This is a genomic window from Streptomyces sp. NPDC104096 (genome assembly GCF_055584385.1).
The window spans coordinates 448,765-471,378 of sequence record NZ_JBVJMD010000001.1 but is presented as its reverse complement, the minus strand read 5'-3'; the positions used below and the strand labels follow the sequence as shown (position 1 = coordinate 471,378).

The 22,614-nt window shown below is 71.9% G+C and carries 21 protein-coding genes; 9 read left to right on the top strand and 12 right to left on the bottom strand.

What is annotated here, in order from left to right:
- Nucleotides 1-112 precede the first annotated feature (112 nt).
- The 4 genes from ACZ60B_RS02240 to ACZ60B_RS02225 all read right to left on the bottom strand — a co-directional run bounded on the left by ACZ60B_RS02240 (nucleotide 113) and on the right by ACZ60B_RS02225 (nucleotide 4,387).
- Nucleotides 113-796, bottom strand: a complete 684-nt coding sequence (locus ACZ60B_RS02240) for an ABC transporter ATP-binding protein (protein ID WP_469383453.1) — start codon at nucleotides 794-796, stop codon at nucleotides 113-115.
- Between the two features lie 89 nt (nucleotides 797-885).
- Nucleotides 886-2,355: an ABC transporter permease gene (locus ACZ60B_RS02235; RefSeq protein ID WP_469383451.1), complete on the bottom strand. Its 1,470-nt coding sequence runs from the start codon at nucleotides 2,353-2,355 to the stop codon at nucleotides 886-888.
- A 194-nt stretch (nucleotides 2,356-2,549) separates the two neighbouring features.
- A complete protein-coding gene (locus ACZ60B_RS02230; protein WP_469383449.1) occupies nucleotides 2,550-3,812 on the bottom strand; it encodes a L,D-transpeptidase in 1,263 nt (420 codons plus the stop codon).
- A gap of 221 nt (nucleotides 3,813-4,033) precedes the next feature.
- On the bottom strand, nucleotides 4,034-4,387 hold the full coding sequence (locus ACZ60B_RS02225) for a hypothetical protein (protein WP_469383447.1): 354 nt from the start codon (nucleotides 4,385-4,387) through the stop codon (nucleotides 4,034-4,036).
- 109 nt (nucleotides 4,388-4,496) lie between these two features.
- Here ACZ60B_RS02225 and ACZ60B_RS02220 point away from each other — a divergent pair, with 109 nt between their 5' ends.
- A complete protein-coding gene (locus tag ACZ60B_RS02220; RefSeq protein WP_469383446.1) occupies nucleotides 4,497-4,859 on the top strand; it encodes a hypothetical protein in 363 nt (120 codons plus the stop codon).
- A 41-nt stretch (nucleotides 4,860-4,900) separates the two neighbouring features.
- On the top strand, nucleotides 4,901-5,695 hold the full coding sequence (locus tag ACZ60B_RS02215) for a hypothetical protein (protein WP_469383445.1): 795 nt from the start codon (nucleotides 4,901-4,903) through the stop codon (nucleotides 5,693-5,695).
- A gap of 78 nt (nucleotides 5,696-5,773) precedes the next feature.
- Here the strand turns inward: ACZ60B_RS02215 and hutH are convergent, their stop codons facing one another.
- From hutH to ACZ60B_RS02200, 3 genes are all read right to left on the bottom strand, one after another.
- Nucleotides 5,774-7,312 (bottom strand): histidine ammonia-lyase, encoded by a 1,539-nt coding sequence (gene hutH / locus ACZ60B_RS02210; RefSeq protein WP_469383563.1) that lies wholly within the window; start codon nucleotides 7,310-7,312, stop codon nucleotides 5,774-5,776.
- Nucleotides 7,313-7,406: 94 nt separating this feature from the next.
- A complete protein-coding gene (locus ACZ60B_RS02205) occupies nucleotides 7,407-8,549 on the bottom strand; it encodes a GGDEF domain-containing protein (RefSeq protein ID WP_469383443.1) in 1,143 nt (380 codons plus the stop codon).
- A gap of 137 nt (nucleotides 8,550-8,686) precedes the next feature.
- On the bottom strand, nucleotides 8,687-9,487 hold the full coding sequence (locus tag ACZ60B_RS02200) for an enoyl-CoA hydratase/isomerase family protein (protein WP_469383441.1): 801 nt from the start codon (nucleotides 9,485-9,487) through the stop codon (nucleotides 8,687-8,689).
- Between the two features lie 945 nt (nucleotides 9,488-10,432).
- Here ACZ60B_RS02200 and ACZ60B_RS02195 point away from each other — a divergent pair.
- Entirely contained in the window at nucleotides 10,433-11,158 is a 726-nt protein-coding gene (locus tag ACZ60B_RS02195) for a hypothetical protein (protein WP_469383439.1), read from the top strand.
- A gap of 78 nt (nucleotides 11,159-11,236) precedes the next feature.
- On the opposite strand, the gene ACZ60B_RS02190 is transcribed toward ACZ60B_RS02195, so the two are convergent.
- Together ACZ60B_RS02190 and ACZ60B_RS02185 are read right to left on the bottom strand one after the other, a co-directional pair.
- The gene (locus ACZ60B_RS02190) at nucleotides 11,237-12,400 is read right to left on the bottom strand and encodes an adenylate/guanylate cyclase domain-containing protein (RefSeq protein WP_469383438.1); all 1,164 of its coding nucleotides are present in this window, start codon (nucleotides 12,398-12,400) and stop codon (nucleotides 11,237-11,239) included.
- A 274-nt stretch (nucleotides 12,401-12,674) separates the two neighbouring features.
- Entirely contained in the window at nucleotides 12,675-13,541 is an 867-nt protein-coding gene (locus tag ACZ60B_RS02185) for a biotin--[acetyl-CoA-carboxylase] ligase (protein ID WP_469383437.1), read from the bottom strand.
- Between the two features lie 110 nt (nucleotides 13,542-13,651).
- On the opposite strand from ACZ60B_RS02185, the gene ACZ60B_RS02180 reads away from it, so the two are divergent.
- The 4 genes from ACZ60B_RS02180 to ACZ60B_RS02165 all read left to right on the top strand — a co-directional run bounded on the left by ACZ60B_RS02180 (nucleotide 13,652) and on the right by ACZ60B_RS02165 (nucleotide 16,463).
- Complete coding sequence (locus ACZ60B_RS02180; RefSeq protein ID WP_469383435.1) at nucleotides 13,652-15,244, top strand: acyl-CoA carboxylase subunit beta; 1,593 nt, start codon at nucleotides 13,652-13,654, stop codon at nucleotides 15,242-15,244.
- 15 nt (nucleotides 15,245-15,259) lie between these two features.
- Nucleotides 15,260-15,469 (top strand): acyl-CoA carboxylase epsilon subunit, encoded by a 210-nt coding sequence (locus ACZ60B_RS02175; RefSeq protein WP_162468084.1) that lies wholly within the window; start codon nucleotides 15,260-15,262, stop codon nucleotides 15,467-15,469.
- A 213-nt stretch (nucleotides 15,470-15,682) separates the two neighbouring features.
- Nucleotides 15,683-15,811, top strand: coding sequence for a morphogenic membrane protein MmpB (gene mmpB, locus ACZ60B_RS02170; protein ID WP_469383433.1), 129 nt, complete (start codon nucleotides 15,683-15,685; stop codon nucleotides 15,809-15,811).
- A 31-nt stretch (nucleotides 15,812-15,842) separates the two neighbouring features.
- Nucleotides 15,843-16,463: a Maf family protein gene (locus ACZ60B_RS02165; RefSeq protein WP_469383430.1), complete on the top strand. Its 621-nt coding sequence runs from the start codon at nucleotides 15,843-15,845 to the stop codon at nucleotides 16,461-16,463.
- Here the strand turns inward: ACZ60B_RS02165 and ACZ60B_RS02160 are convergent, their stop codons facing one another.
- Entirely contained in the window at nucleotides 16,464-17,165 is a 702-nt protein-coding gene (locus tag ACZ60B_RS02160; RefSeq protein WP_469383429.1) for a hypothetical protein, read from the bottom strand.
- 375 nt (nucleotides 17,166-17,540) lie between these two features.
- Here ACZ60B_RS02160 and ACZ60B_RS02155 point away from each other — a divergent pair, with 375 nt between their 5' ends.
- The gene (locus ACZ60B_RS02155) at nucleotides 17,541-19,313 is read left to right on the top strand and encodes an acetyl/propionyl/methylcrotonyl-CoA carboxylase subunit alpha (protein WP_469383427.1); all 1,773 of its coding nucleotides are present in this window, start codon (nucleotides 17,541-17,543) and stop codon (nucleotides 19,311-19,313) included.
- A gap of 148 nt (nucleotides 19,314-19,461) precedes the next feature.
- On the opposite strand, the gene ACZ60B_RS02150 is transcribed toward ACZ60B_RS02155, so the two are convergent.
- Both ACZ60B_RS02150 and ACZ60B_RS02145 read right to left on the bottom strand, forming a co-directional pair.
- Nucleotides 19,462-20,424: a DeoR/GlpR family DNA-binding transcription regulator gene (locus ACZ60B_RS02150; RefSeq protein ID WP_469383425.1), complete on the bottom strand. Its 963-nt coding sequence runs from the start codon at nucleotides 20,422-20,424 to the stop codon at nucleotides 19,462-19,464.
- A gap of 166 nt (nucleotides 20,425-20,590) precedes the next feature.
- The gene (locus ACZ60B_RS02145; RefSeq protein ID WP_469383423.1) at nucleotides 20,591-22,039 is read right to left on the bottom strand and encodes an NAD(P)H-quinone dehydrogenase; all 1,449 of its coding nucleotides are present in this window, start codon (nucleotides 22,037-22,039) and stop codon (nucleotides 20,591-20,593) included.
- A gap of 106 nt (nucleotides 22,040-22,145) precedes the next feature.
- Between ACZ60B_RS02145 and ACZ60B_RS02140 the strand changes: the two genes are divergently transcribed.
- Nucleotides 22,146-22,583, top strand: coding sequence for a gamma-glutamylcyclotransferase family protein (locus ACZ60B_RS02140; protein ID WP_469383421.1), 438 nt, complete (start codon nucleotides 22,146-22,148; stop codon nucleotides 22,581-22,583).
- The last annotated feature ends 31 nt before the right edge of the window (nucleotides 22,584-22,614 follow it).

Sequence of the window (22,614 nt, the reverse complement as noted above, 5' to 3'; positions counted from 1 at the left end):
TGCGGAAGGGCCCGGGGCGGCCCGCGGGGGTGCGGGAGGGTCCGGGTGCGGAACCGTCCGCGTACCACCACCGGTGCGGTCGTGCGCGGACGGCGTCGTCGGCGTGCTCGGGCTACGAGTTCGCGTTCTCCTTGACGGTGATCTTTCCCTTGCGGATGGTCGCCAGGCGCGGCGCCTTCTTCGCGATCGCGGAGTCGTGGGTGACCATGATGAAGGTGAGCCCGTGCTCCTTCCACATCCGGTCGAGCACCTCCATGATCTCGTCGCGCATGCCCTCGTCGAGGTTGCCGGTGGGCTCGTCGGCGAGGAGCACCTTCGGCTGCTTCACCAGGGCGCGGGCGATGGCGACGCGCTGCTGCTGACCGCCGGACATCTCGCCGGGCAGGTGTCCCAGCCGCTCGCCGAGTCCGACCGACTTCAGCGCCTCGGCGGCCCGCTCGCGCCGGTCCTTCACCTTCACGCCGAGCGGTACGAGCGCGGTCTCGACGTTCTCCTGCGCGGTCAGCGTCGGGATCAGGTTGAACGACTGGAAGACGAAGCCGATGTTCTCGCTGCGCACCTTGGTGAGCCGGCCCTCGGACAGCTTGGCCAGGTCGGTGCCGTCGAGGACGACCTCGCCGGAGGTGGGCCGGTCGAGTCCGCCGAGCATCTGGAGCAGGGTGGACTTGCCGCCGCCGGTGGGGCCCTGGATGACGAGCCGGTCGCCGTCCGCGATGGTCAGGTCGATGCCGTCGAGCGCGTGGACGGTGTCCTTGCCCCGCGTGTAGCGCTTGGTGACGCTTCTGAGTTCGTACATGGTGGGTGCAACTCCTGGGTGAGGTGTGGAGACGGGGGCCCGCCCCGCGAGGGCGGGCCCCGGGGCCGCGGGAACCGGGCGGGGGCCGGTTACTCGACGCGGCGCAGGGCGTCCGCCGGGCGCAGCCGGGAGGCGCGCCAGCCGCCGAAGGCACCGGCGATCAGGCCGCCGGCGACGGCCAGGCCGACCGCGAGCGCGACGGTGGTGAGGCTGACGGGCGCGGTCAGCGCGACGTCGAGGGTCTTGGCCGCGGTCTGCCTGCCGGGGCCGCCGCCGCCGAAGGGTCCGCCCATGCCCCCGCCGCCGTTGCCGCCGCCTCCGCCGCCCGTCTGGGCCTGGAGCGTGGGGCTGATCGCGGTGACGGTGTACGCGCCCGCCAGGCCGAGCGCGATGCCGAGGGCGCCGCCGAGCAGGCCGTTGACCATGGCCTCGCCGACGACCTGCCGGGTGACCCGGCCGGACTTCCAGCCCAGCGCCTTGAGCGTGCCGAACTCGCGCACCCGGCGGGAGACGGCCGAGGAGGTCAGCAGGCCGGCGACCAGGAACGCGGCCACGAGCACCGCGATGGACAGCCACTTGCCGACGTTGGTGGCGAGGCTGGAGGCGGTGGACAGGGAGCCGGAGACGGTGTCCGCCAGGTCCGCGGAGGTGGTGACGGTCGTACCGGAGACGTTCTTCTGGATCGTGGACTTGACGCTGTCGATCTGCTGCGAGTCGGTCGCCTTGACGTAGATCGTGGTGACCTTGTTCTTCGAGTCGCTGAGGGTCTGGGCCTGCGTCAGCGGGATGTAGAGGTTGGCCGCGGAGTCGCCGCTGTCGGCCGTCGCGACGCCGACCACCTTGAACTTGACGCTCTTGATGGTGACGGTGGAGCCGACCTTGAGCTTCTTCTCCTTGGCGTACGCCGAGTCGACGACGGCGACCTTGGCGTCCGTCTCCGAGGTCGTGAACGTACGACCGCTGCTGATCTTGGAGGAGGTCAGCGGGCCGAGCGTCGGCTTGGTGACGTCGGTGCCGTAGACCGAGTAGTTGTTGACGTCGAAGTCGGCGCCGCCGCCCTTGACCTCGCCCTGCGGCATGCCGCCCTGGCCGCCGCCGGGGCCGCCCTGGCCGCCGCCGTTCCCGTTGCCGTTCTGCTGGAACTGGCCGCGGGTGAACTGACCGCTGACCTTGATGACCTGGAGGCTCAGTCCGCCGACCGCGTCCGAGACGCCGGACTGCTTGCCGACCTTGGTGACGGTCGCGGTGGACAGGGTCTGGAAGCCCTGGACCATGACCCGGTCGGTGCTCTGCTCCGTGTCGGAGTCGTTGTCCTTCGCGTCGAACTGGAAGCGCGGACGCTGTGAGGTGCCGGTGGTCGGCGAGGCGGCCTTGGTGACCGTCATGTCGGTGCCCAGTCCGTACAGCGACTGGAGGACCTTGTCCTGGGCCTTCCCCATCCCGGAGGACACGGAGTTGACCACGATGACCAGCGCGATGCCCAGCGCGAGGCCGGAGGCGACGACGAGGGCCGCCTTTCTGCGGCGGCGCAGTTCGCGCCTCAGGTAGGTGAAGAACATGGCCGCAAGCTAGGTACGGCGTGTGATGACTCGATAAGGCCGAAATAAGAGAACGATGAGAAGGCTGTGCGAGGCCCAGGAAAGTCCCCTCGAAGGCCCTTGAGGGCCCCGAGAAGCCTCCGGGAAGGGTCGGCCCTCCCTGGAACGGCCGATGCCGCCCCTGGGGGCGGCATCGGTCGGTGCTGGGGGCGGCGTCAGACGGCCGAACCCGCCTTCCACTGCGCCCAGTCCATGTTCCAGCCGTTGAGGCCGTTGTCCGGGGCGACGGTCTTGTCGCCGGTGTTCGAGACGACCACCACGTCACCGACGATCGAGTTGTCGAAGAACCAGGCCGCCGGGGTGCTGGCGTCGTTGGCGCCCTTGGTGTCCGACAGGCCCACACAGCCGTGGCTGGTGTTCACGTTGCCGAAGACGGACTTCGCGCCCCAGTAGTTGCCGTGCACGAAGGTGCCGGAGTTGGTCAGCCGCATGGCGTGCGGCACGTCCTTGATGTCGTACTCGCCCTTGCCGTCGTCGTCGGTGAAGCCGACGGTCGCGCCGTTCATCCGGGTCTCCTTGAACTTCTCGGAGATCACCATCTGGCCCTGGTACGTCTTGTTCTCGGGCGAGCCGGCCGAGATCGGGATGGTCTTGACCGTCTTGCCGTCCTGCGTGACCTTCATCTGCTTGGTCTGCGCGTCGACGTAGGTGACCTGGTTGCGGCCGATGTGGAAGGTCACGGTCTTCTGCTGCACACCGTAGACGCCGGAGGCGCCCTCGACACCGTCGAGCGCCAGCTTCAGCGTGACGGTGGAGTCCTCCTTCCAGTAGTCCTCGGGGCGGAAGTCGAGCCGGTTGGCGTTGAACCAGTGGCCGACGACCTCCTGGCCGGCGCTGGAGGTGACCGTGATGCCCTTCTGGACGGCGGCCTTGTCGGTGATCGCCTTGTTGAAGTTGATCGACACCGGCATCCCGACGCCGACGGTGGAACCGTCGTCCGGGGTGAAGTTCCCTATGAAGCTGTTGGCCGGGGAGACCGTGGTGAACGAGGCGTTCTCGTGCGCCTCGCGCCCCTCGGAGTCCTTGGCGGCGGCCGCGACCTTGTAAGTGGTGGAGCGCTCGAGCTGACCGCTGGGCTTCCAGCTCGTCTTGTCGGCGGAGAGCTGCCCCTCGACGGCCTTGCCGTCCGAGGTCGTCATCGTCACCTCGGTGAGCGTTCCCTTGCTCACGGTGACGGCGGCGGAATTGTTGATGGATGCGTTGGACGAACCGTCGGCGGGCGTGATCTTGATCTGCGCCACCGACGTCTTCTTGGCCGCCGCCTCGTCGACCTTGGCCTGGGAGGTTCCGTCGCCACTGCCGGACGCGTCCGCGTCGCCGCCGGAACACGCCGTCAGCACGAGCACACCACCGAGCAGGGCGGACGCGGCCATGAGACGCTTGCGCCGCTTACTGTCCGTCATCACACGCTTCTCCATCGTTGCCGAATTCCCCAAAAACCCCGAGAGTCACCGTTTAGAACTACCTACGCTACGACCGGTTCGTCCCTTTTCACATGCTCCACATATGTGGGTCGCACCACGTCCGCCGGGCGGTCACCCGCCGGGGCCGGTGGTGCGGGTGTCGGTCAGTGCGCCCCTTGAGACGAAGAAACCCCGGGCGATGGTTGCCGCCCGGGGTCCCGAATTCCCCGAGCCGCTCAACCGATGCCGGATTCGCGGTCGCCTTCGTCATCCTCGGCGCCATCATCCCCGTCCACGTCCCAGTCAGGCGAATCAGGGTCGTACTCGACCAGCTCGGTCGACCAGGAGGCCTGCTGCAACTCCACTCCGGGCACCTCGCTGACCAGGTCGAACGGATCCACCAGATAGGCGAGCGCCTCGGCGGTGTCTTCCGTCACAGCGCTCTCGGCATGTGCCTGTTCGTCACCCGGAAGCTCCTCGTCCTCGGCGATCCGCGCCAACGCGGCGGCCGTCAGAGCCTCCGCGTCGTCCACTTCCACAACGAGTTCCACGCGAAGCCGTACAAAACGTGTTGTCTCTTCAGCAGTCATGAACGGAGCGTACGACTCCGGCCTCCCCTAACTTTCCCACGACCCGCGACTTTCATTAGCATCGCCCTACCCGGCCAATTCACCAGCGCCACAAGGGGATCGATATTCCGTGTCATCCGCTCGCCGTCCGTTGCTGACCGCCACCGCCGCGGGAACCCTTCTGGGCGCCCTGTGGTTCGTGCCGTCCGCGAACGCGTCCCAGAACAGCCCGGTGGCGTCGCAGCCTTCGACGACCGCGTCGGCCGGGGCCACCACCCAGGCGCGGACCGCGTCCGCCACGACGACCGCCGACGGCACGACCGCCGACGATGCGGCCGTCGGCACGGACACGGCCGACGGGACGGAGGAGACCCGGCTCGCCGACACCGGAAGCTTCGACACCACCCCGTACACGGTGGGCGGAAGCCTGTGCCTCGCCCTGGGCGTGGGCTTCGTGGCTTACGCGGTCCGTCGCGAACGCCTTGGCTTTTAAAGAACTTGACGGTTCTTTGACTCAACCTTCATAGTCCGCTCATGAAGAGATCATCGGGGGCGCGTCTCGGCGCCACGGCTGCCGTGAGCGTGCTGTCGCTCGCCCTCATCACGGGCTGTTCCGGCGACGGTTCCAAGGACACCGGGGACGCCAAGGCGTCCGGTTCCGCAGCGTCGAAGACCACCGCTCCGGCCGCGAAGGCACTCGGCGCCGCCGAGCTGGAGAAGCTGCTGCTCGCCCAGGGCGAGGTCAAGGGTTACAAGGTCGGCTCCGGGGACGACACGCTCCCGAAGTCCAAGTCCGAGGTACAGACGGACAAGGCGGAGTGCGCCCCGCTCGCCTGGGCGACCGCCGGTCTGGCCCCGGGCGACACGCCCGCCGGCGCCAGCAACTCCGTCCAGCAGGCCAAGGCGTCGGACAAGTCCGTCTCCGCGGAGGACGCCAGCGCGGAGGACATCGCGAACGCCTTCGACGTCACCATGACGTTCGTGGGTCTCTCCTCGTACGACGGCGACGGCGCGGAGAAGGCCCTGAAGGCCGTCAGTGACGGGGTGAAGGCCTGTTCCGGCGGATACGGCCTCAAGGCCGACGGCGAGGACACGAAGGTCACCAAGGTCACCGCGGCGAAGGGCGTCGGTGGCGGCGACGAGTCCGTGGCGTTCGCCGAGCTGGTCGACATGGACGGCGAGGGCACGGCCACCTTCAACACCGAGGTGATCCGCAAGGGCAACACGGTCGCCACGTTCTACACGGTGAACTTCGCCGCGTTCGCGACCGGCGAGGCCATGGAGAACCCGGCCGCGGTGGTCCAGGCGCAGGTCGCCAAGCTCAAGTAGGCGTGAGGCGTTCTCGCGAGCGGTCGCGAGGCGCACCCGGGCCCCGCCGTCCTGTCGGACGGCGGGGCCCGAACCGTTCTAGCGCAGCGGCCCGGTGACCGGCTCGACGGCCGCCACCAGCAGGCCCGCGCGCACGAACGCGTCCGCAGCGGCGAGGTCCGGCGCGAGGAAGCGGTCCGGTCCGGGACCCTGCACCCCGGCCGCCCGTACGGCGTCGATGGCCGCCTGCGAGGCCGGGGCCGGGGTGAGGCCCTCGCGCAGCTCGATGGCGCGGGTCGCCGCGTACAGCTCCACGGCCAGCACGCGCGCGAGGTTGTCCACGGCCGTACGCAGCTTGCGGGCGGCCGACCAGCCCATGGAGACGTGGTCCTCCTGCATGGCGGAGGACGGGATCGAGTCCGCCGAGGCGGGCACCGCGAGCCGCTTCAGCTCGCTCACCAGCGCCGCCTGCGTGTACTGAGCGATCATCAGCCCGGAGTCGACGCCCGCGTCGTCCGCCAGGAACGGCGGCAGACCGTGGCTGCGGTTCTTGTCCAGCAGCCGGTCGGTGCGGCGCTCGGCGATGGACGCCAGGTCGGCGACGGCGATGGCGAGGAAGTCGAGGACGTAGGCCACGGGCGCGCCGTGGAAGTTGCCGTTGGACTCGACGCGTCCGTCGGGCAGGACCACCGGATTGTCGACGGCCGAGGCCAGTTCGCGCTCGGCGACCAGCCGGGCGTGCGCCAGGGTGTCCCGGCCGGCGCCCGCGACCTGCGGGGCGCAGCGCACCGAGTAGGCGTCCTGGACCCGCGGGGCGTCGTCCTGGTGATGCCCGGTCAGACCCGAACCCTTCAGCACGGCCAGCATGTTGGCCGCGGCGGCGCCCTGACCCGGGTGCGGGCGGATGGCGTGCAGCTCGGGGGCGAGGACCTTGTCGGTGCCGAGCAGGGCCTCCAGCGACAGCGCGGCGGTGACGTCGGCGGACTTGTAGAGGGTGTCGAGGTCGGCGAGGGCCATCACCAGCATGCCGAGCATGCCGTCGGTGCCGTTGAGGAGGGCCAGGCCCTCCTTCTCGCGCAGCTCGACGGGGGTGATGCCGTGCTCGGCGAGGAGTTCGCCCGCGGGGCGGACGACCCCGTCGGGACCTTCCGCGTCGCCTTCGCCCATGAGGGTGAGGGCGCAGTGGGACAGCGGCGCCAGGTCGCCGGAGCAGCCGAGGGAGCCGTACTCGTGCACGACCGGGGTGATGCCGGCGTTCAGCACGTCGGCCATGGTCTGCGCGACCTCGGGCCGCACACCCGTGTGTCCGGAGCACACGGTCTTCAGCCGCAGGAACATCAGGGCCCGTACGACCTCCCGCTCCACGCGCGGGCCCAGGCCGGCGGCGTGCGAGCGGACGATGTTGCGCTGGAGCTGCGCGCGCAGCTCGGGGCTGATGTGCCGGCTCGCCAGGGCGCCGAAGCCGGTGGAGACGCCGTAGACGGGCTCGGGCTTGGCCGCCAGCGCGTCCACGATCCCGCGGGCCGCGGCGAGGGCCGCCACCGCCTCGTCGGAGAGCTCGATCCGGGCGCCGTCGCGCGCCACGGCGAGAACGTCGGACGCGGTGACCCCGGACGTCCCCACCACCACAGTGTGCATATCCATATTCAGGAGCGTACGCACTGAATTCCGAGATGTCACCAGTGGGTGGCCGGTGCACCCCTTACCGATTCCGTCACACGCCGGACCGGTGTCAGCGGCGCCCGCGGAAGCGGCGGCGCTCCGGGGTCACCTCCCGCGAGGGCGCGTCCGCCAGCCGTACGACGGGATCGTCGGGCCCCTCCCGGCCCGCGACGACCGGTCGGTCCGCCCGCAGCGCCTTGGCCCGGTACTGGGCCGCGTCGGCCAGCCGGAACAGCCTGCGGGCCGAGCGGACGGGTCCGATGGCGTCCTCGGTGCACGCCACCCCGCAGGCGACGCCGTCGCCGAGTTCCAGCTCGGCCGCGCGGCGGCACAGCTCGCCCGCGGCCCGCACCACGTCGTCGGCGGGCGGCCCCACGGCGAGCAGACAGAACTCGTCGCCGCCGAGCCGGGCGGCCAGCGCCCCGGGCAGCATCGCCCCGCACAGCGACAGGACGGACCCGAACCGTTCGAGGAGCCGGTCGCCGACGGCGTGCCCGCAGGTGTCGTTGACCCGCTTGAGGCCGTTGAGGTCGCAGACCACGAGGCCCACCGCGGCGCCCTCGCGCCGGTGCCGGTCGATCGCCTCGTCGAGGCGCATGTCCACGGCGCGGCGGTTGGCGAGCCCGGTGAGCGCGTCGGTGAAGGCGAGCCTGCGCGCCTCCTCCAGCCGCTCGGTCTGGGCGATCCCGGCGGCGACGACGGAGGCGAGGACGGTGGCGAAGTCGGCGTCCTCGCGGTCGAAGACGGGCGCGTCGGCCGCGCGGGCGACGTAGAGCTCGCCCCAGGCCCGTCCGTGCATCACCAGCGGCGCGACGACACAGCACCCCCGCCCGCGCCGCCGCAGCGAGGCGACCCTCTGATGGCAGTAACCGGAACCGCCGGAGGCCGCGCCGAAGGCCGTCTCGACCCAGGCGTCGGGCTCCCCGCCCGCGGCCCAGCGCTCGTGCAGGAACTCGGTGATCTCCGGGAACTGGTGCACGGGATAGGCCTCCGCCTCGGGGAACTCCTCCTCGTCCGGGGCGCGGTCCCCCACGTTCACCAGGACCCGCAGCCGGCCCAGCTCCCGCTCCCAGACCGACAGCGCGGCGAAGCTCCCCGCCAGCGCACGGCACGCCCCGAGGGCCGCCGCCCGCCATGACTCACGGGGGGTGTGGGCCGCCGCCATCCCCTGCGCCAACGCCACCACGCCCGCGAGCCGACTGTCCTCACCCATCACTCCAGGTTAGGGACGTTCCATGACAACCGGGACATTGATACGGCGAACAGGTGGACGGCCGACGGGCGCCGGTCCGGCGGCGGGGACGGGCGGACGCAGCCCCCGGGCAGGCAGGCCGTCGGGCGGGCGTCGGCTCACTCGCCCGGCCACTGGGGCTTGCGCTTCTCGTTGAACGCGGCCACGCCCTCCGCCCGGTCCCCCGAGAACGCCACCGACCGCCACGCCGCGTCCTCGACCTCCAGGCCGGCCCGCAGGTCGAGGCCGTGCCCGAGCCGCAGCGCCCGCTTCGCGGCCCGCAGCCCCACGGGCGAGTTGGCCGCGATCCGCGACGCCAGCGCCAGCGCCTCCTCCCGGTCGCGCCCCTCCTCCACCAGGACGTCCACCAGACCCAGCTCCCGCGCCTCGGCCGCCTCGACCCGGCGCGCGGTGAAGATCAGCTCGGCGGCCCGCGCGGCCCCGATCCGGCGCGGCAGCAGCTGCGTGCCGCCACCGCCCGGGAGCACGCCCACCGAGACCTCCGGCAGCCCGACCACGGCCGTGGCGTCGGCCACGATCAGGTCGCAGGACAGCGCGAGCTCGAAGCCCCCGCCGAGCGCGAACCCGTGCACCGAGGCGACCGTCGGCACCGGCAGCTCCAGCACCCCGGTGTACGCGCCCCGCGCCACCGGGCGCTGCCGCATCAGGTCGGCGTCGGTGAAGGAGTTGCGCTCCTTCAGGTCGGCGCCCACGCAGAACGCCCGCTCATGGGTCGAGGTCAGCACGACGACCCGTACGTCCCGGTCGGCGCCCAGCGCCGTGCAGGCCGCGGCGATCGACCGGGCCATCTCGGTCGAGACCGCGTTCATGGCCTTGGGCCGGTCGAGGGCCAGCTCGGCGACATGCCCGTCACCGTGCCGCCTCACCAGCACGAACTCCCCGAACCGCTCCTCGCTCATGACACCCTCCGGTTAACGCGGGTTAACATCCGACTCCGCCCGATCATCGCAGCCCGACCCCGCGGGGGAAAGAGCGGGCCCCGGCGCGGGCGGTTCCCGCGAGCGCGCCCGATTCCCCGTTCGAGTGACATCTCGCCCAACCCCCGGCGGATCACCCATGACAGCGCATAACGTGCGCTCCGCCATGGCGCAACGGGGGCGCGGGCGCATCGGGGAGGGATCACGATGACAAACACGGCGGTCGAGAAGACCGCACCGATCAACAAAACCAAGAAGGCCACCACGGAAACCGCCGGGGTGACCGCCGAAGGCGGGACGGGCGGGGCCGGCACGCCGGACTCGACAGGCGCGCCGCGGTCGCCGAGCGCGACAGGCACGCCGGGCGCGGCGAGGTCGACGGGCGCGGCCGGGTCGGCGGGCGCGCCGGACGCGGCAGGCGGGGCCGGCACGCCCACCACAGCGGCCACGCCGGGCCGGGCGGGCCCGGCTGGGTCGGCGGGCACGGCAGGCACGGCTGGGTCGGCGGGCACGGCAGCCGGGGCTGGGTCGGCGGGCACGGCAGCCGGGGCTCACACGCGAGCCACGGCGGCCACACCGAACGCGGCGCACCCGCCGAACGTGCGGGACGCAGTGGGCGGGGCGGCCACACCGGCGACCACAGGTGTGGCGGGCAGGCCGGGCGCGGCAGAGTCGGCGGGCACGCCGGGCCGGGCAGGCACGCCGGGCCGGGCAGGCACGCCCGCCGCGGCAGCCACGCCCGCCGCGGCAGCCACGCCGAACGCGACTGGCACGCCGGGCCGGGCTGGGTCGGCGGGCCGGGCAGGCACGCCGAACACGGCGGGTACGGCAGGCGCGGGCCGGGCGGGCACGCCGAACACGGCAGGCGCGGGCCGGGCGGGCACGCCGGGCCGGACGGGCGCGTCGGGCCGGGCGGGCGTGCCGTACGTGGCGGATGTGGCGGACACGGTGGAGCTGCCGGGTGCGGACCGTGCCGTGTCGGGCCGGGGGCGTGGGGTGGGCGCTGGTGGGGTGCGGCGGCCGTTGCGGGTCACGGGTCCGGTCGCCGTTCGGCCCTGGGCGCCCCGGGGCCGGCACCGCAGGCCGCGCCCGCGCAAGGTGCTGCTCGCGGCGGGCGGGCTCGCGCTGGCCGCCGGTGTGCTGAGCCTCGTACGGATGGCGCCGGATTCCGGTGTCGGCGGGCTCGGCGCGGCGGAGTCCGGGCCCGGTCCGGACGTCGGCGGGGACTGGTCGCCCACCGCGGCCGCCACCGTCGCGGCCGGGCCCCGGGTGAGCCCTTCGTCGACCTCTGTGACGGGCGGGTCGGGCCCGGTCGCGACGACCACCCGCGTCACCCCCGTCCCGGCGGACCCGGCCCGGGCGTCGTCGTCCGCGCTCCCCCCTGCGGCGGCCTCGGCCGCCGACCGCACCGGTGCCTCCGCGTCCGCCGCGGCACCCCGTACGCCCGTCACCGGCGCCGCCACCCCGCGCCCGACGGCCCCCAGGCCCGTACCGCCACCGGCCACCGCCGCCCCGGCGGACCAGCAGACGGACCAGCGGGACCGACGGGACGAGCAGGACCAGCGCGATCAACAGGACGAGCAGGCGACCCCCGGGCTGTGCGTGCCGGTCATCGGTCTGTGCGTGGACGTGCTGGACCTGGGTGTCCGCTGACCCGGCTCCGGCAGAACCGGGAAAGGGAAACCGGGCCGCCGCTGCCGGTCGCCCGCGGCCCCGGGCCGCAGCCCCCGGCTACCGCTGGTCGCCGTCGCGGCGGGTGAGCAGCCAGGGCTCGACCACGCCGAGTCCGCGCACCGGCCGCTGCCACATCGGCCGCAGCGCGAAGCGGTACGTCGGCGGCTCCTCGCCCTCCTTCTCGGCGGCGGCCGCGGCCTCCGCCGCCTCCGCCTCGGACACCGGTGCCTCACCGGTGCGGATGAGTTCCTGCGCGAACGCCCCGTCGACGAGGACGGCGTCGCGCGGGGCTATCGACGTCAGCCGTGAGGCCAGGTTGACCGTCGTGCCGAAGACGTCGCCCATCCGGGTCGTCACCGTGCCGAAGGCCATGCCGACGCGCAGTTCGGGCATCGTCTCGTCGTTGGCCATGGTCTCGATGAGCCGCAGCGCGATCTCCGCGGCGACCCCCGCGTCGTCCGCGGCGAACAGCACCTCGTCGCCGAGCGTCTTGATGAGCCGGCCGCCACGGGCGGCCACCAGGTCGGCGGAGGTCGTCTCGAAGGCCTCGACGAGTTCGCCGAGCTCCTCCTCCTCCATCCGCCGGGTCAGCCGGGTGAAGCCGACCAGGTCCGCGAAGCCGACGGCCAGGCGCCGGTCGACCATCTCCTCGTCGTCGGCGGCCTGCACGACCCGGCCGGCCGAGGCGGCGAGCTGCCGGCGCCAGACGTAGACGAGGAACTCCTCCAGTTCGGGCAGCAGCAGCTCGACGATCGGGTACGTCACCTCGGTGCGGGTCATCCCCGGCTCCGGCGGCTCGGTCAGCCCCTCCAGGAAGGAGTCCATCTGCCACTCGGCCAGCCGGGCGGTGGTCTGCCCGGTGGACCTGGCCACCTGCACGGCCATGGCCTCGCTGAGCAGGCCCGCCTCCACGAGACCGGCCAGCCGGCGCAGCGCCAGCACGTCCGCCTCCGTGAGCGCCTTGGCCTGGCCGATGTCGGCGAAGCCCATGGCCCGCCAGAACCGGGACGCCAGCTCCATGGAGACACCGGCGCTGCGGGCCGCCTGGAAGGGGGTGTAGCGCCGCTCGGCGCCGAGGATGAGCTGTTCGAGACGCAGGGCGAGCGGGTTCCCGTCGGATTCGGCGCCTTGTGGCTCATTCCGCTCGGGTGAGGACGAAAACGGGGGTGGATCGACCCGGCCGTCCGCGTCCGCGCCGGAGCCCGTGTCGTCGACGGTCACGCCTGTTGCCCTTCCGATCTGCCACGGTCAGGTATCGACCGGCCTTCACTCTACGGCAGGTGTGCGCCAGCTCACTCCGTCAGGTGGGGCGGACCTTCCCTTCCCGTGCGCGTGCGTCACCCGGCGTCGTCGCAGGCCGGTGAGGGCCCCGCCGGGCACTCGGCAGTCCCCGGTCCTCCGCTGTCGGTCCGACGGCCTCGCCCCCGGCCGCCGGGCGGGCCGGATGACACGGACCGGCCCTTCCATGACACCCGCCCGACGGTCCGCCCGCACCTCAGGCAGGTCGCAGATGCACGATGTCGCCCGCTCCGACCGGCTCCTGCACACCTTCGTCGGTGGCCAGCACCAGCCGTCCGTCCCCGTCGACCGCCACCGCCTCGCCGACGATCGAGCGGTCGCCCGGCAGTTCGGCCCGCACGCTCCGGCCGAGCGTCGCGCAGCCCGCCGCGTACGTCTCCTGGAGCCCGCTGGACACCGGATCGCCCCCGGCGTCCCGCCAGCGTACGTACCAGTCCTCCAGAGCCCGCAGCACGGCCCGCAGCAGCGGATCCCGGTCGGTGGTCCGCGCCCCGGCCAGGACCAGCGAGCCCGCCTGCGGCACCGGCAGCTCGGGCTCGCGGAGCGTGACGTTGACGCCGACGCCGATCACGACGCCGTCCTCCCCGGCACGCTCGGCGAGGATCCCGCCCGCCTTGCGCTCCTCGCCCCCGACCGTGACCAGCAGGTCGTTGGGCCACTTCAGGGCCGTGTCCACGGCCGCCGCGCGGGCCAGTCCCGTCGCCACGGCGACCCCGGTGAGCAGCGGCAGCCAGCCCCAGCGGGCCACCGGCACATCACTGGGCCGCAGCAGGACGGAGAAGAACAGGCCGGAGCGGGGCGGCGCCGACCAGCGGCGGTCCAGGCGGCCCCGCCCGGCGCTCTGCTCCTCGGCGAGCAGGACCGCGCCCTCGGCCAGCTTGCCGCTCACCGCCCGCGCCACCAGATCGGAGTTGGTGGAACCCGTCGAGGGCACCACCTCCACCTCCGTCCACAGGCTTCCCGGACGCACCAGCGCGCGGCGCAACGCGGCCGCGTTGAGGGGCGGACGATCCAGATCGGACCAGGGACTGTCGTTTCCGTGGGAGTCATCTCGCGGCGTCATGCAAGCCACCCTAGGTGTGTGAAACGCCGCACTGCCGAACGGTAGGGCCGCCACTACTCTACGGATGAGTAACCGTCCCCCCTTTTGAGCAGGCAGGGAGCCGTATCCCGATGTCCGAGCCGGAAGAGATCGACATCCACACCACCGCGGGCAAGCTCGCGGATCTCCAGCGCCGTATCCAGGAAGCGACGCACGCCGGTTCGGAACGCGCCGTCGAGAAGCAGCACGCCAAGGGCAAACTGACGGCGCGTGAGCGCATCGAACTGCTGCTCGACGAGGACTCGTTCGTCGAGCTCGACGAGTTCGCGCGGCACCGCTCCACCAACTTCGGCCTCGACAAGAACCGCCCGTACGGCGACGGCGTCGTGACCGGTTACGGAACCGTGGACGGGCGGCCGGTGGCCGTGTTCTCCCAGGACTTCACCGTCTTCGGCGGCGCGCTGGGCGAGGTCTACGGGCAGAAGATCGTCAAGGTCATGGACTTCGCGCTGAAGACCGGCTGCCCGGTCATCGGCATCAACGACTCCGGTGGCGCCCGGATCCAGGAGGGCGTCGCGTCGCTGGGCGCGTACGGCGAGATCTTCCGCCGCAACACCCACGCCTCCGGTGTCATCCCGCAGATCAGCCTGGTGGTCGGGCCCTGCGCGGGCGGCGCGGTGTACTCCCCCGCCATCACCGACTTCACGGTCATGGTCGACCAGACCTCGCACATGTTCATCACCGGCCCCGACGTCATCAAGACCGTCACCGGCGAGGACGTCGGCTTCGAGGAGCTGGGCGGCGCCCGCACCCACAACTCCGTGTCGGGCGTGGCGCACCACATGGCCGGGGACGAGAAGGACGCGGTCGAGTACGTCAAGCAGCTGCTGTCGTACCTGCCGTCCAACAACCTCAGCGAACCCCCGGTCTTCGCGGAGGAGGCGGACCTGACCGTCACCGACGAGGACCTCGAACTGGACACGCTCGTCCCGGACAGCGCGAACCAGCCGTACGACATGCACACGGTGCTCGAACACGTCCTGGACGACGGCGAGTTCTTCGAGACGCAGCCGCTGTTCGCGCCGAACATCATCACCGGCTACGGCCGGGTCGAGGGCCACCCGGTGGGCATCGTCGCCAACCAGCCGATGCAGTTCGCCGGCTGTCTGGACATCAAGGCCAGCGAGAAGGCCGCCCGCTTCGTGCGGACCTGCGACGCCTTCAACATCCCGGTGCTCACCTTCGTGGACGTGCCCGGCTTCCTGCCCGGCGTCGACCAGGAGCACGACGGCATCATCCGCCGCGGCGCCAAGCTGATCTACGCCTACGCCGAGGCCACCGTCCCGCTGATCACCATCATCACCCGCAAGGCCTTCGGCGGCGCGTACGACGTCATGGGCTCCAAGCACCTGGGCGCGGACCTCAACCTGGCCTGGCCGACCGCGCAGATCGCCGTCATGGGCGCGCAGGGCGCGGTCAACATCCTGCACCGCCGCACGATCGCGGAGGCGGAGGCCGCCGGCGACCTGGAGGCGACCCGGGCGCGACTGATCCAGGAGTACGAGGACGCGCTCCTCAACCCCTACGTCGCGGCCGAGCGCGGCTACGTCGACTCCGTGATCATGCCGTCGGACACCCGGCGCCACATCGTGCGCGGTCTGCGTCAGCTGCGCACCAAGCGGGAATCCCTGCCTCCGAAGAAGCACGGCAACATCCCCCTCTAGACCCTGGGAGCGATTGTGACGATCAAGGTCGTACGGGGCAATCCGACCCCGGAGGAGCTGGCCGCCGCACTGGCGGTGGTCCGAGCGCGCGCCGCGGCGGCACAGGCCGAGCCGTCCGGCGCGCCCACGCCGCGGGACTCCTGGTCCGATCCGGCCAGGGTGGCCACCCGTCCGGTGCCCCGGCCGGGCCCCACCGCGTGGGCCCGGACCTACTGGCCCGGCTAGAGCCTGTCGTACGACCCGGCCCGGCGTCACGGTGCGCACCGCGACGCCGGGCCGGGTCGGTCCGCCGTGCGCGGTTCCGACGCTCTCGGCCACCACCGGCCCCCGGTGGTGGCCGTCGCCTTTGCAGCGGATCGTCGTCTTCGCAGCAGGTCACGGACAAGTTGAGTACGCGTACTCAGGCGCCGCGCGCCGGACCGCCGCACGCTCGTACCCATGCTGTGGTCCGACCCCGAGAACGAGCCGCCGGAAGAACTGCGCGAGATGCAGCTCATGTTGCGGCGGCTGGGCGTTCTCATGGCGCTGGCCATGGTCCTCGCGATGATCCTGATCGGTCTGAGGTGAGTCCGGGCGGGGCCGCCGATACGCTGGCCACATGACTGATCAGCCGCGCCGTCGACTCGTCCTCGCCTCCCAGTCCCCCGCCCGGCTCGGGCTGCTGCGGCAGGCCGGACTCGCCCCCGAGGTACTGGTGAGCGGTGTCGACGAGGACGCCGTCACCGCGCCCACCCCCGCCGAGCTGGCCCTCGCCCTCGCCGAGGCCAAGGCCTCCGTCGTGGCGGCCCGCCCGGAGGTCCAGGGCGCGCTGGTGATCGGCTGCGACTCGGTGCTCGACCTGGACGGGCAGGCGCTCGGCAAGCCCGCCGACGCCGAGGAGGCCACCGCCCGCTGGAAGACCATGCGCGGCCGGGCCGGCACCCTGCAGACCGGCCACTGCGTCTGGGACACGACGGCCAAGCGGTACGTGTCGGGCGTCGCCTCCACCGTGGTCCGCTTCGGCGAGCCCACCGACGCCGAGATCGCCGCGTACGTCGCCTCGGGCGAACCCCTGCACGTCGCGGGGGCGTTCACCCTCGACGGCCGCTCGGCCCCGTTCATCGAGGGCATCGACGGCGACCACGGCAATGTGATCGGCATCAGCCTGCCCCTGGTACGGCGGCTGCTGGCCGAGCTGGGCGTCGGCATCACGGAGTTGTGGACGCCCCGGGAGGGCTGATCAGGACGCGCCGGACACGGTCGGCGAGGCCGTGACGGGGGAACCGTCCTCGGACTCCCGGGGTTCCCGGGACTCCTGCGATTCCTGGGGCTCTTGAGACTCCGGGACCTCGTGGGTCTCCTGGGGCTCCTGGGCCTCGGGAGTCTCCTGAGGCTTGTGCAGGTCGGGCTTGCGGAAGTCGGGCCTGCGGGAGTCCTGCGGCTGCTCGCCGTCTCCCGGGCCCTGCGGCTCCGCGGGGTTCTCCGGGGCGTCGGAGCCTTCGGGGGCGCCGGGGTCGCCGGCAGTGCCGGACGCGGCCGCCACGGGCCCTTCCTGACGGTCGTACGTCATCAGCAGCAGCACGATCAACGCGAGCACGACGACCATGAACGCGAAGGCGTTCCGGCCGAGCAGCCCCCAGGCGACGGCACCCAGCAGGCCGTGCACCACCGCCGCGCTGATCAGCAGGATCCGTCCGAGGCCGACGGGCGGCCGGTTGCGCACGCCGACGAGCAGCGCGGCCACGCCGCAGGACGCGAAGTACAGCCCGAAGACGATCCCGCCGATCTTCGTCGCCGTCGACATCGCCCCCAGGTCCAGTCCCGCCACCATCATGTTCTGACGGTCCGCGGCTACCCCCAGGAACCAGTTGAAGGCCGCGATCCCGACCGCCTCCACGAAGAGCACGACCGCCAACAACCATGCCACCGGTCTTCGCAGCACCGGCCCCCACCCACTTTCGACTGCCGTTCGAGCAGATCTGCCGTTACCCCAAGTACGTTTGGGACATCGCGAACGCTACTAACGGGTAAACCCAGGGACAAGGGTTCGGGGGAGGGCAAAGAATCGTTGGGCCATTCGTAGGGACTCCACAAAGAAACCGAGTGGGCCGCAGCACGCTCTCACAGAGACCTTGCCCACACCGGAGGGCTAGGGTTTCTGCAAGGAGTCCTGCGTACCGAGGTGCGACAAGGGATTTCGCGGGTTGGGCGCGCCTCGCATCACGCTCCGTGTGGGCAAGCTCACCATTGGGGATGGGTCGAAGTGGCGTGTCGGCAGTCCCTAAACTCGGCTTGTTTCAAGGAGGGAGCCTCAATCGTGCGCAAAGTGCTCATCGCCAACCGTGGCGAAATCGCTGTTCGCGTTGCCCGGGCCTGCCGGGACGCCGGGATCGGGAGCGTGGCCGTCTACGCCGACCCGGACCGGGACGCTCTGCATGTCCGTGCCGCGGATGAGGCGTTCGCCCTGGGCGGTGACACCCCGGCGACCAGCTACCTGGACATCGAAAAGGTGCTGAACGCCGCCCGTGAGTCCGGCGCGGACGCCATCCACCCCGGCTACGGCTTCCTCTCGGAGAACGCCGAGTTCGCCCAGGCGGTCCTGGACGCGGGCCTGATCTGGATCGGTCCGCCCCCGCAGGCGATCCGCGACCTGGGTGACAAGGTCGCCGCCCGGCACATCGCCCAGCGCGCCGGTGCCCCGCTGGTGGCCGGCACGCCCGACCCGGTCTCCGGTGCCGACGAGGTCGTCGCGTTCGCCGAGCAGCACGGACTGCCGATCGCGATCAAGGCCGCCTTCGGTGGCGGCGGTCGTGGTCTGAAGGTCGCCCGGACCCTGGAAGAGGTCCCGGAGCTGTACGACTCCGCCGTGCGCGAGGCCGTCGCGGCCTTCGGCCGCGGCGAGTGCTTCGTCGAGCGCTACCTCGACAAGCCCCGTCACGTGGAGACCCAGTGCCTGGCCGACACCCACGGCAACGTGGTCGTCGTCTCCACCCGTGACTGCTCGCTCCAGCGCCGCCACCAGAAGCTGGTCGAGGAGGCGCCTGCGCCGTTCCTGTCCGAGGCGCAGGTCGCCGAGCTGTACAGCTCCTCGAAGGCGATCCTGAAGGAAGCCGGCTACGTCGGCGCGGGCACCGTGGAGTTCCTGGTCGGCGCCGACGGCACGATCTCCTTCCTGGAGGTCAACACCCGTCTCCAGGTCGAGCACCCGGTGACCGAGGAGGTCGCCGGCATCGACCTGGTGCGCGAGATGTTCCGCATCGCGGACGGCGAGGCCCTCGGCTACGACGACCCCGCCCTGCGCGGACACTCCTTCGAGTTCCGGATCAACGGCGAGGACCCGGGCCGCGGCTTCCTGCCCGCCCCGGGCACGGTCACCGCCTTCGACGCGCCGAGCGGACCGGGCGTGCGCCTGGACGCGGGCGTGGAGTCCGGCAGCGTCATCGGCCCGGCCTGGGACTCGCTGCTGGCCAAGCTGATCGTCACCGGCGCCACCCGCGAGCAGGCCCTTCAGCGGGCCGCCCGTGCGCTGGCGGAGTTCAAGGTCGAGGGCATGGCCACCGCCATCCCCTTCCACCGCGCGGTCGTGCAGGACCCCGCGTTCGCTCCCGAGCTGACCGGCTCCGACGCGCCGTTCACGGTCCACACCCGCTGGATCGAGACCGAGTTCGTCAACGAGATCAAGCCGTTCGCGGCTCCGGCCGACGCCGACGCCGAGGACGACAGCGCCCGTGAGACGGTCGTCGTCGAGGTGGGCGGCAAGCGCCTGGAGGTGTCCCTTCCGGCCTCCCTCGGCATGACGCTGGCCCGCACCGGTCTCGCCGCCGGCGCCAAGCCCAAGCGCCGCGCCGCGAAGAAGTCCGGCCCGGTCGCCTCCGGCGACACCCTCGCCTCCCCGATGCAGGGCACCATCGTCAAGGTGGCCGTCGAGGAGGGCCAGGAGGTCAAGGAGGGCGACCTGATCGTCGTCCTGGAGGCGATGAAGATGGAGCAGCCTCTCAACGCCCACCGTTCGGGCACCGTCAAGGGCCTGAACTTCGAGGTCGGCGCCTCCGTCACCTCGGGTGCGGCGATCTGCGAGATCAAGGACTGACACCGGCACCTGTACCGGCGTACCCCGGAACGCCCCGCGGACCGCAGCAGCCGGTCCGCGGGGCGTTCCGTTTCCCCGCGTACCGTGCAGAGGTGTCGAAGGGCGCGCGTCCACGCGCGTCCACCCGCCGTCGAGCGGGCGTCGGCGGTCAGCGGCGGCGCAGGTCCGCCACGCGCGCCCGTTCCGCGCCCGGCGACTGGTCGTTCAGGACCGCGGCGCTCCGCAGGCCGGGGCCCACGCCCGGGACCTGGCCGCGACGAGGGGCGGGCAGGGGTACGTCCCGACGCTGCTGGCGCGTCGCCGGGACGGCGTCACCCCCCGGGCTTCCCGTCGCCCCGGCCACGGCGATCTGCACCCCCTGGTCGGCGAGGGCCTGGAGTTCGGTGGCGGCACGGTCGTCGTGAGCCGGCGGCTCGTCGGTGATCAGACGGGTGATCAGATCGGTGGGCACGGTCTGGAACATGGTGTCCGTACCGAGCTTGGTGTGGTCGGCGAGGACGACGACCTCCGCGGCGGCCTGGACCAGCGCCCGGTCGACGGAGGCCGACAGCATGTTGGACGTGGACAGCCCCCTCTCGGCGGTCAGCCCGCTGCCGGAGAGGAAGGCCCGCGAGACCCGCAGCCCCTGGAGGGACTGCTCGGCACCGCTGCCGACCAGGGCGTAGTTGGAACCGCGCAGGGTACCGCCGGTCATCACGACCTCCACCCGGTTGGCATGGGCCAGCGCCTGGGCGACCAGGAGGGAGTTGGTGACGACGGTCAGCCCGGGTACGCGGGCGAGCCGGCGGGCCAGCTCCTGGGTGGTGGTTCCCGCCCCGACCACGATGGCCTCGCCCTCTTCGACGAAGTTGGCGGCGAGGTCGGCGATGGCCGTCTTCTCGGCGGTCGCGAGATGAGACTTCTGCGGAAAGCCGGACTCCCGCGTGAACCCGCCCGGCAGTACCGCACCGCCGTGCCGGCGGTCGAGGAGTCCTTCTGCCTCCAGTGCGCGCACGTCCCGCCGTACGGTCACTTCGGAGGTCTGGACGACGCGGGCGAGCTCACGGAGCGACACGGCCCCGTTCGCTCGCACCATTTCGAGGATCAATTGGCGACGTTCTGCAGCGAACACGAAACTGACAGTAACCCCAACGACCGTCTGGTTTCAGCTGTTTGCGCCGAATAACAGAAGTTGTTCGCACGGTGATGGGCGAAGTGGTATAAGGCCTAGTCGCCCCGACTATGCCGCACGAATGGTCGACAACTCCCCGTGACCAGCGGGGAGTCACTTTCGGCCGTCAGCTCTCGCCCGTCGCCTTCCGGGTGTGCAGCTGCCGGGCCACTTCCGCGATCGACCCCGAAAGAGAGGGGTACACGGTGAACGCGTTCGCGATCTGTTCGACCGTCAGATTGTTGTCGACGGCGATCGAGATGGGGTGGATCAGTTCCGAGGCCCGCGGCGCCACGACCACACCGCCCACGACGATGCCCGTACCCGGACGGCAGAAGATCTTCACGAAGCCGTCCCGGATGCCCTGCATCTTGGCGCGCGGGTTGCGCAGCAGCGGCAGCTTCACCACCCGGGCGTCGATCTTGCCCGCGTCGACGTCCGCCTGGGAGTAGCCGACGGTGGCGATCTCGGGATCGGTGAAGACGTTCGAGGAGACCGTCTTGAGGTTGAGCGGGGCCACCGCGTCGCCGAGGAAGTGGTACATGGCGATACGGCCCTGCATGGCGGCGACGGAGGCGAGGGCGAAGACGCCGGTCACGTCACCGGCCGCGTACACGCCGGGGGCCGTGGTGCGGGAGACCTTGTCGGTCCAGATGTGACCGGAGTCGCGCAGCCTGACGCCCGCCTCCTCCAGACCGAGCCCGGCGCTGTTGGGGATGGCGCCGACGGCCATCAGACAGTGCGAGCCGGTGATGACGCGGCCGTCGGAGAGGGTGACCTCGACCCGGTCGCCGACCCGCTTGGCGGACTCGGCGCGGGAGCGGGCCATCACGTTCATGCCGCGGCGGCGGAAGACGTCCTCCAGCACGGCGGCGGCGTCCGGGTCCTCGCCGGGCAGCACGCGGTCGCGGGACGACACCAGGGTCACCTTGGAGCCGAGCGCCTGGTAGGCACCGGCGAACTCGGCGCCGGTGACACCGGAGCCGACCACGATGAGCTCCTCGGGGAGCTCGTCGAGGTCGTACACCTGGGTCCAGTTGAGGATGCGCTCGCCGTCGGGCAGGGCGTCCGGCACCTCGCGCGGGTGACCGCCGGTGGCGATGAGGACGGCGTCGGCGACGAGGGTCTCCTCGGTGCCGTCGGCGGCCGCCACGACGACCTTGCGCGAGCCGTCGAGGGCCTGCATCCCCTCCAGCCGGCCGCGCCCGCGCATGACGCGCGCGCCGGCCCGGGTCACGGAGGCGGTGATGTCGTGCGACTGGGCGAGCGCGAGCCGCTTCACCCGTCGGTTGACCTTGCCGAGGTCCACGCCGACGACCCGGGCGGCCTGCTCGATGTGCGGGGTGTCGTCGGCGACGATGATGCCCAGCTCTTCGTACGACGAGTCGAAGGTGGTCATCACCTCGGCCGTGGCGATAAGGGTCTTCGACGGCACGCAGTCGGTCAGCACCGACGCTCCGCCCAGACCGTCGCAGTCGACGACGGTCACCTCCGCGCCGAGCTGCGCCGCCACCAGCGCAGCTTCGTAGCCGCCGGGTCCACCACCGATGATCACGATCCGAGTCACGTACTCCATTGTCCCGCACGCGTCGAGGTGCTATCGCCCCGGGGCCGGACCGGGCTCCGGGAGAGTCGACCGGGACGGCGGTGACACGCGCGACGGCTGCCGTACTCTCGGACCCATGTCGCTCTACACCGCGTACGCCGGCAACCTCGACGCGCGGCTGATGTCCCGCCGCGCCCCGCACTCGCCGCTGCGCGCGACGGGCTGGCTGAACGGCTGGCGGCTGACGTTCGGCGGTGAGCAGCTGGGCTGGGACGGCGCGCTGGCCACGGTCGTGGAGGACCCCGACGCGCAGGTCTTCGTCGCGCTGTACGACATCGCCCCCATGGACGAGGAGTCGCTGGACCGCTGGGAGGGCGTCGGCCTCGGCATCTACCGCCGTCTGCGGGTCCGGGTGCACACCCTGGACGGTCAGGAGCCGACGTGGACGTACGTGCTCAACGGCTACGAGGGCGGACTGCCCTCCGCCCGTTATCTGGGCGAGGTCGCCGACGCCGCGGAGTCGGCGGGCGCGCCCCACGACTACGTGATGGAACTGCGCAAGCGGCCCTGCTGACACCGGCCGCGGGCCGCCCTCGTGGGATCGG

Bases quoted from the DNA above. Each gene is read 5' to 3' on its own strand.
- ACZ60B_RS02240 (WP_469383453.1), bottom strand. From the start codon at position 796: ATGTACGAACTCAGAAGCGTCACCAAGCGCTACACGCGGGGCAAGGAC.
- ACZ60B_RS02235 (WP_469383451.1), bottom strand. From the start codon at position 2,355: ATGTTCTTCACCTACCTGAGGCGCGAACTGCGCCGCCGCAGAAAGGCG.
- ACZ60B_RS02230 (WP_469383449.1), bottom strand. From the start codon at position 3,812: ATGGAGAAGCGTGTGATGACGGACAGTAAGCGGCGCAAGCGTCTCATG.
- ACZ60B_RS02225 (WP_469383447.1), bottom strand. From the start codon at position 4,387: ATGACTGCTGAAGAGACAACACGTTTTGTACGGCTTCGCGTGGAACTC.
- ACZ60B_RS02215 (WP_469383445.1), top strand. From the start codon at position 4,901: ATGAAGAGATCATCGGGGGCGCGTCTCGGCGCCACGGCTGCCGTGAGC.
- hutH (WP_469383563.1), bottom strand. From the start codon at position 7,312: ATGCACACTGTGGTGGTGGGGACGTCCGGGGTCACCGCGTCCGACGTT.
- ACZ60B_RS02205 (WP_469383443.1), bottom strand. From the start codon at position 8,549: ATGGGTGAGGACAGTCGGCTCGCGGGCGTGGTGGCGTTGGCGCAGGGG.
- ACZ60B_RS02200 (WP_469383441.1), bottom strand. From the start codon at position 9,487: ATGAGCGAGGAGCGGTTCGGGGAGTTCGTGCTGGTGAGGCGGCACGGT.
- ACZ60B_RS02185 (WP_469383437.1), bottom strand. From the start codon at position 13,541: ATGACGCCGCGAGATGACTCCCACGGAAACGACAGTCCCTGGTCCGAT.
- ACZ60B_RS02180 (WP_469383435.1), top strand. From the start codon at position 13,652: ATGTCCGAGCCGGAAGAGATCGACATCCACACCACCGCGGGCAAGCTC.
- mmpB (WP_469383433.1), top strand. From the start codon at position 15,683: ATGCTGTGGTCCGACCCCGAGAACGAGCCGCCGGAAGAACTGCGCGAG.
- ACZ60B_RS02165 (WP_469383430.1), top strand. From the start codon at position 15,843: ATGACTGATCAGCCGCGCCGTCGACTCGTCCTCGCCTCCCAGTCCCCC.
- ACZ60B_RS02145 (WP_469383423.1), bottom strand. From the start codon at position 22,039: ATGGAGTACGTGACTCGGATCGTGATCATCGGTGGTGGACCCGGCGGC.
- ACZ60B_RS02140 (WP_469383421.1), top strand. From the start codon at position 22,146: ATGTCGCTCTACACCGCGTACGCCGGCAACCTCGACGCGCGGCTGATG.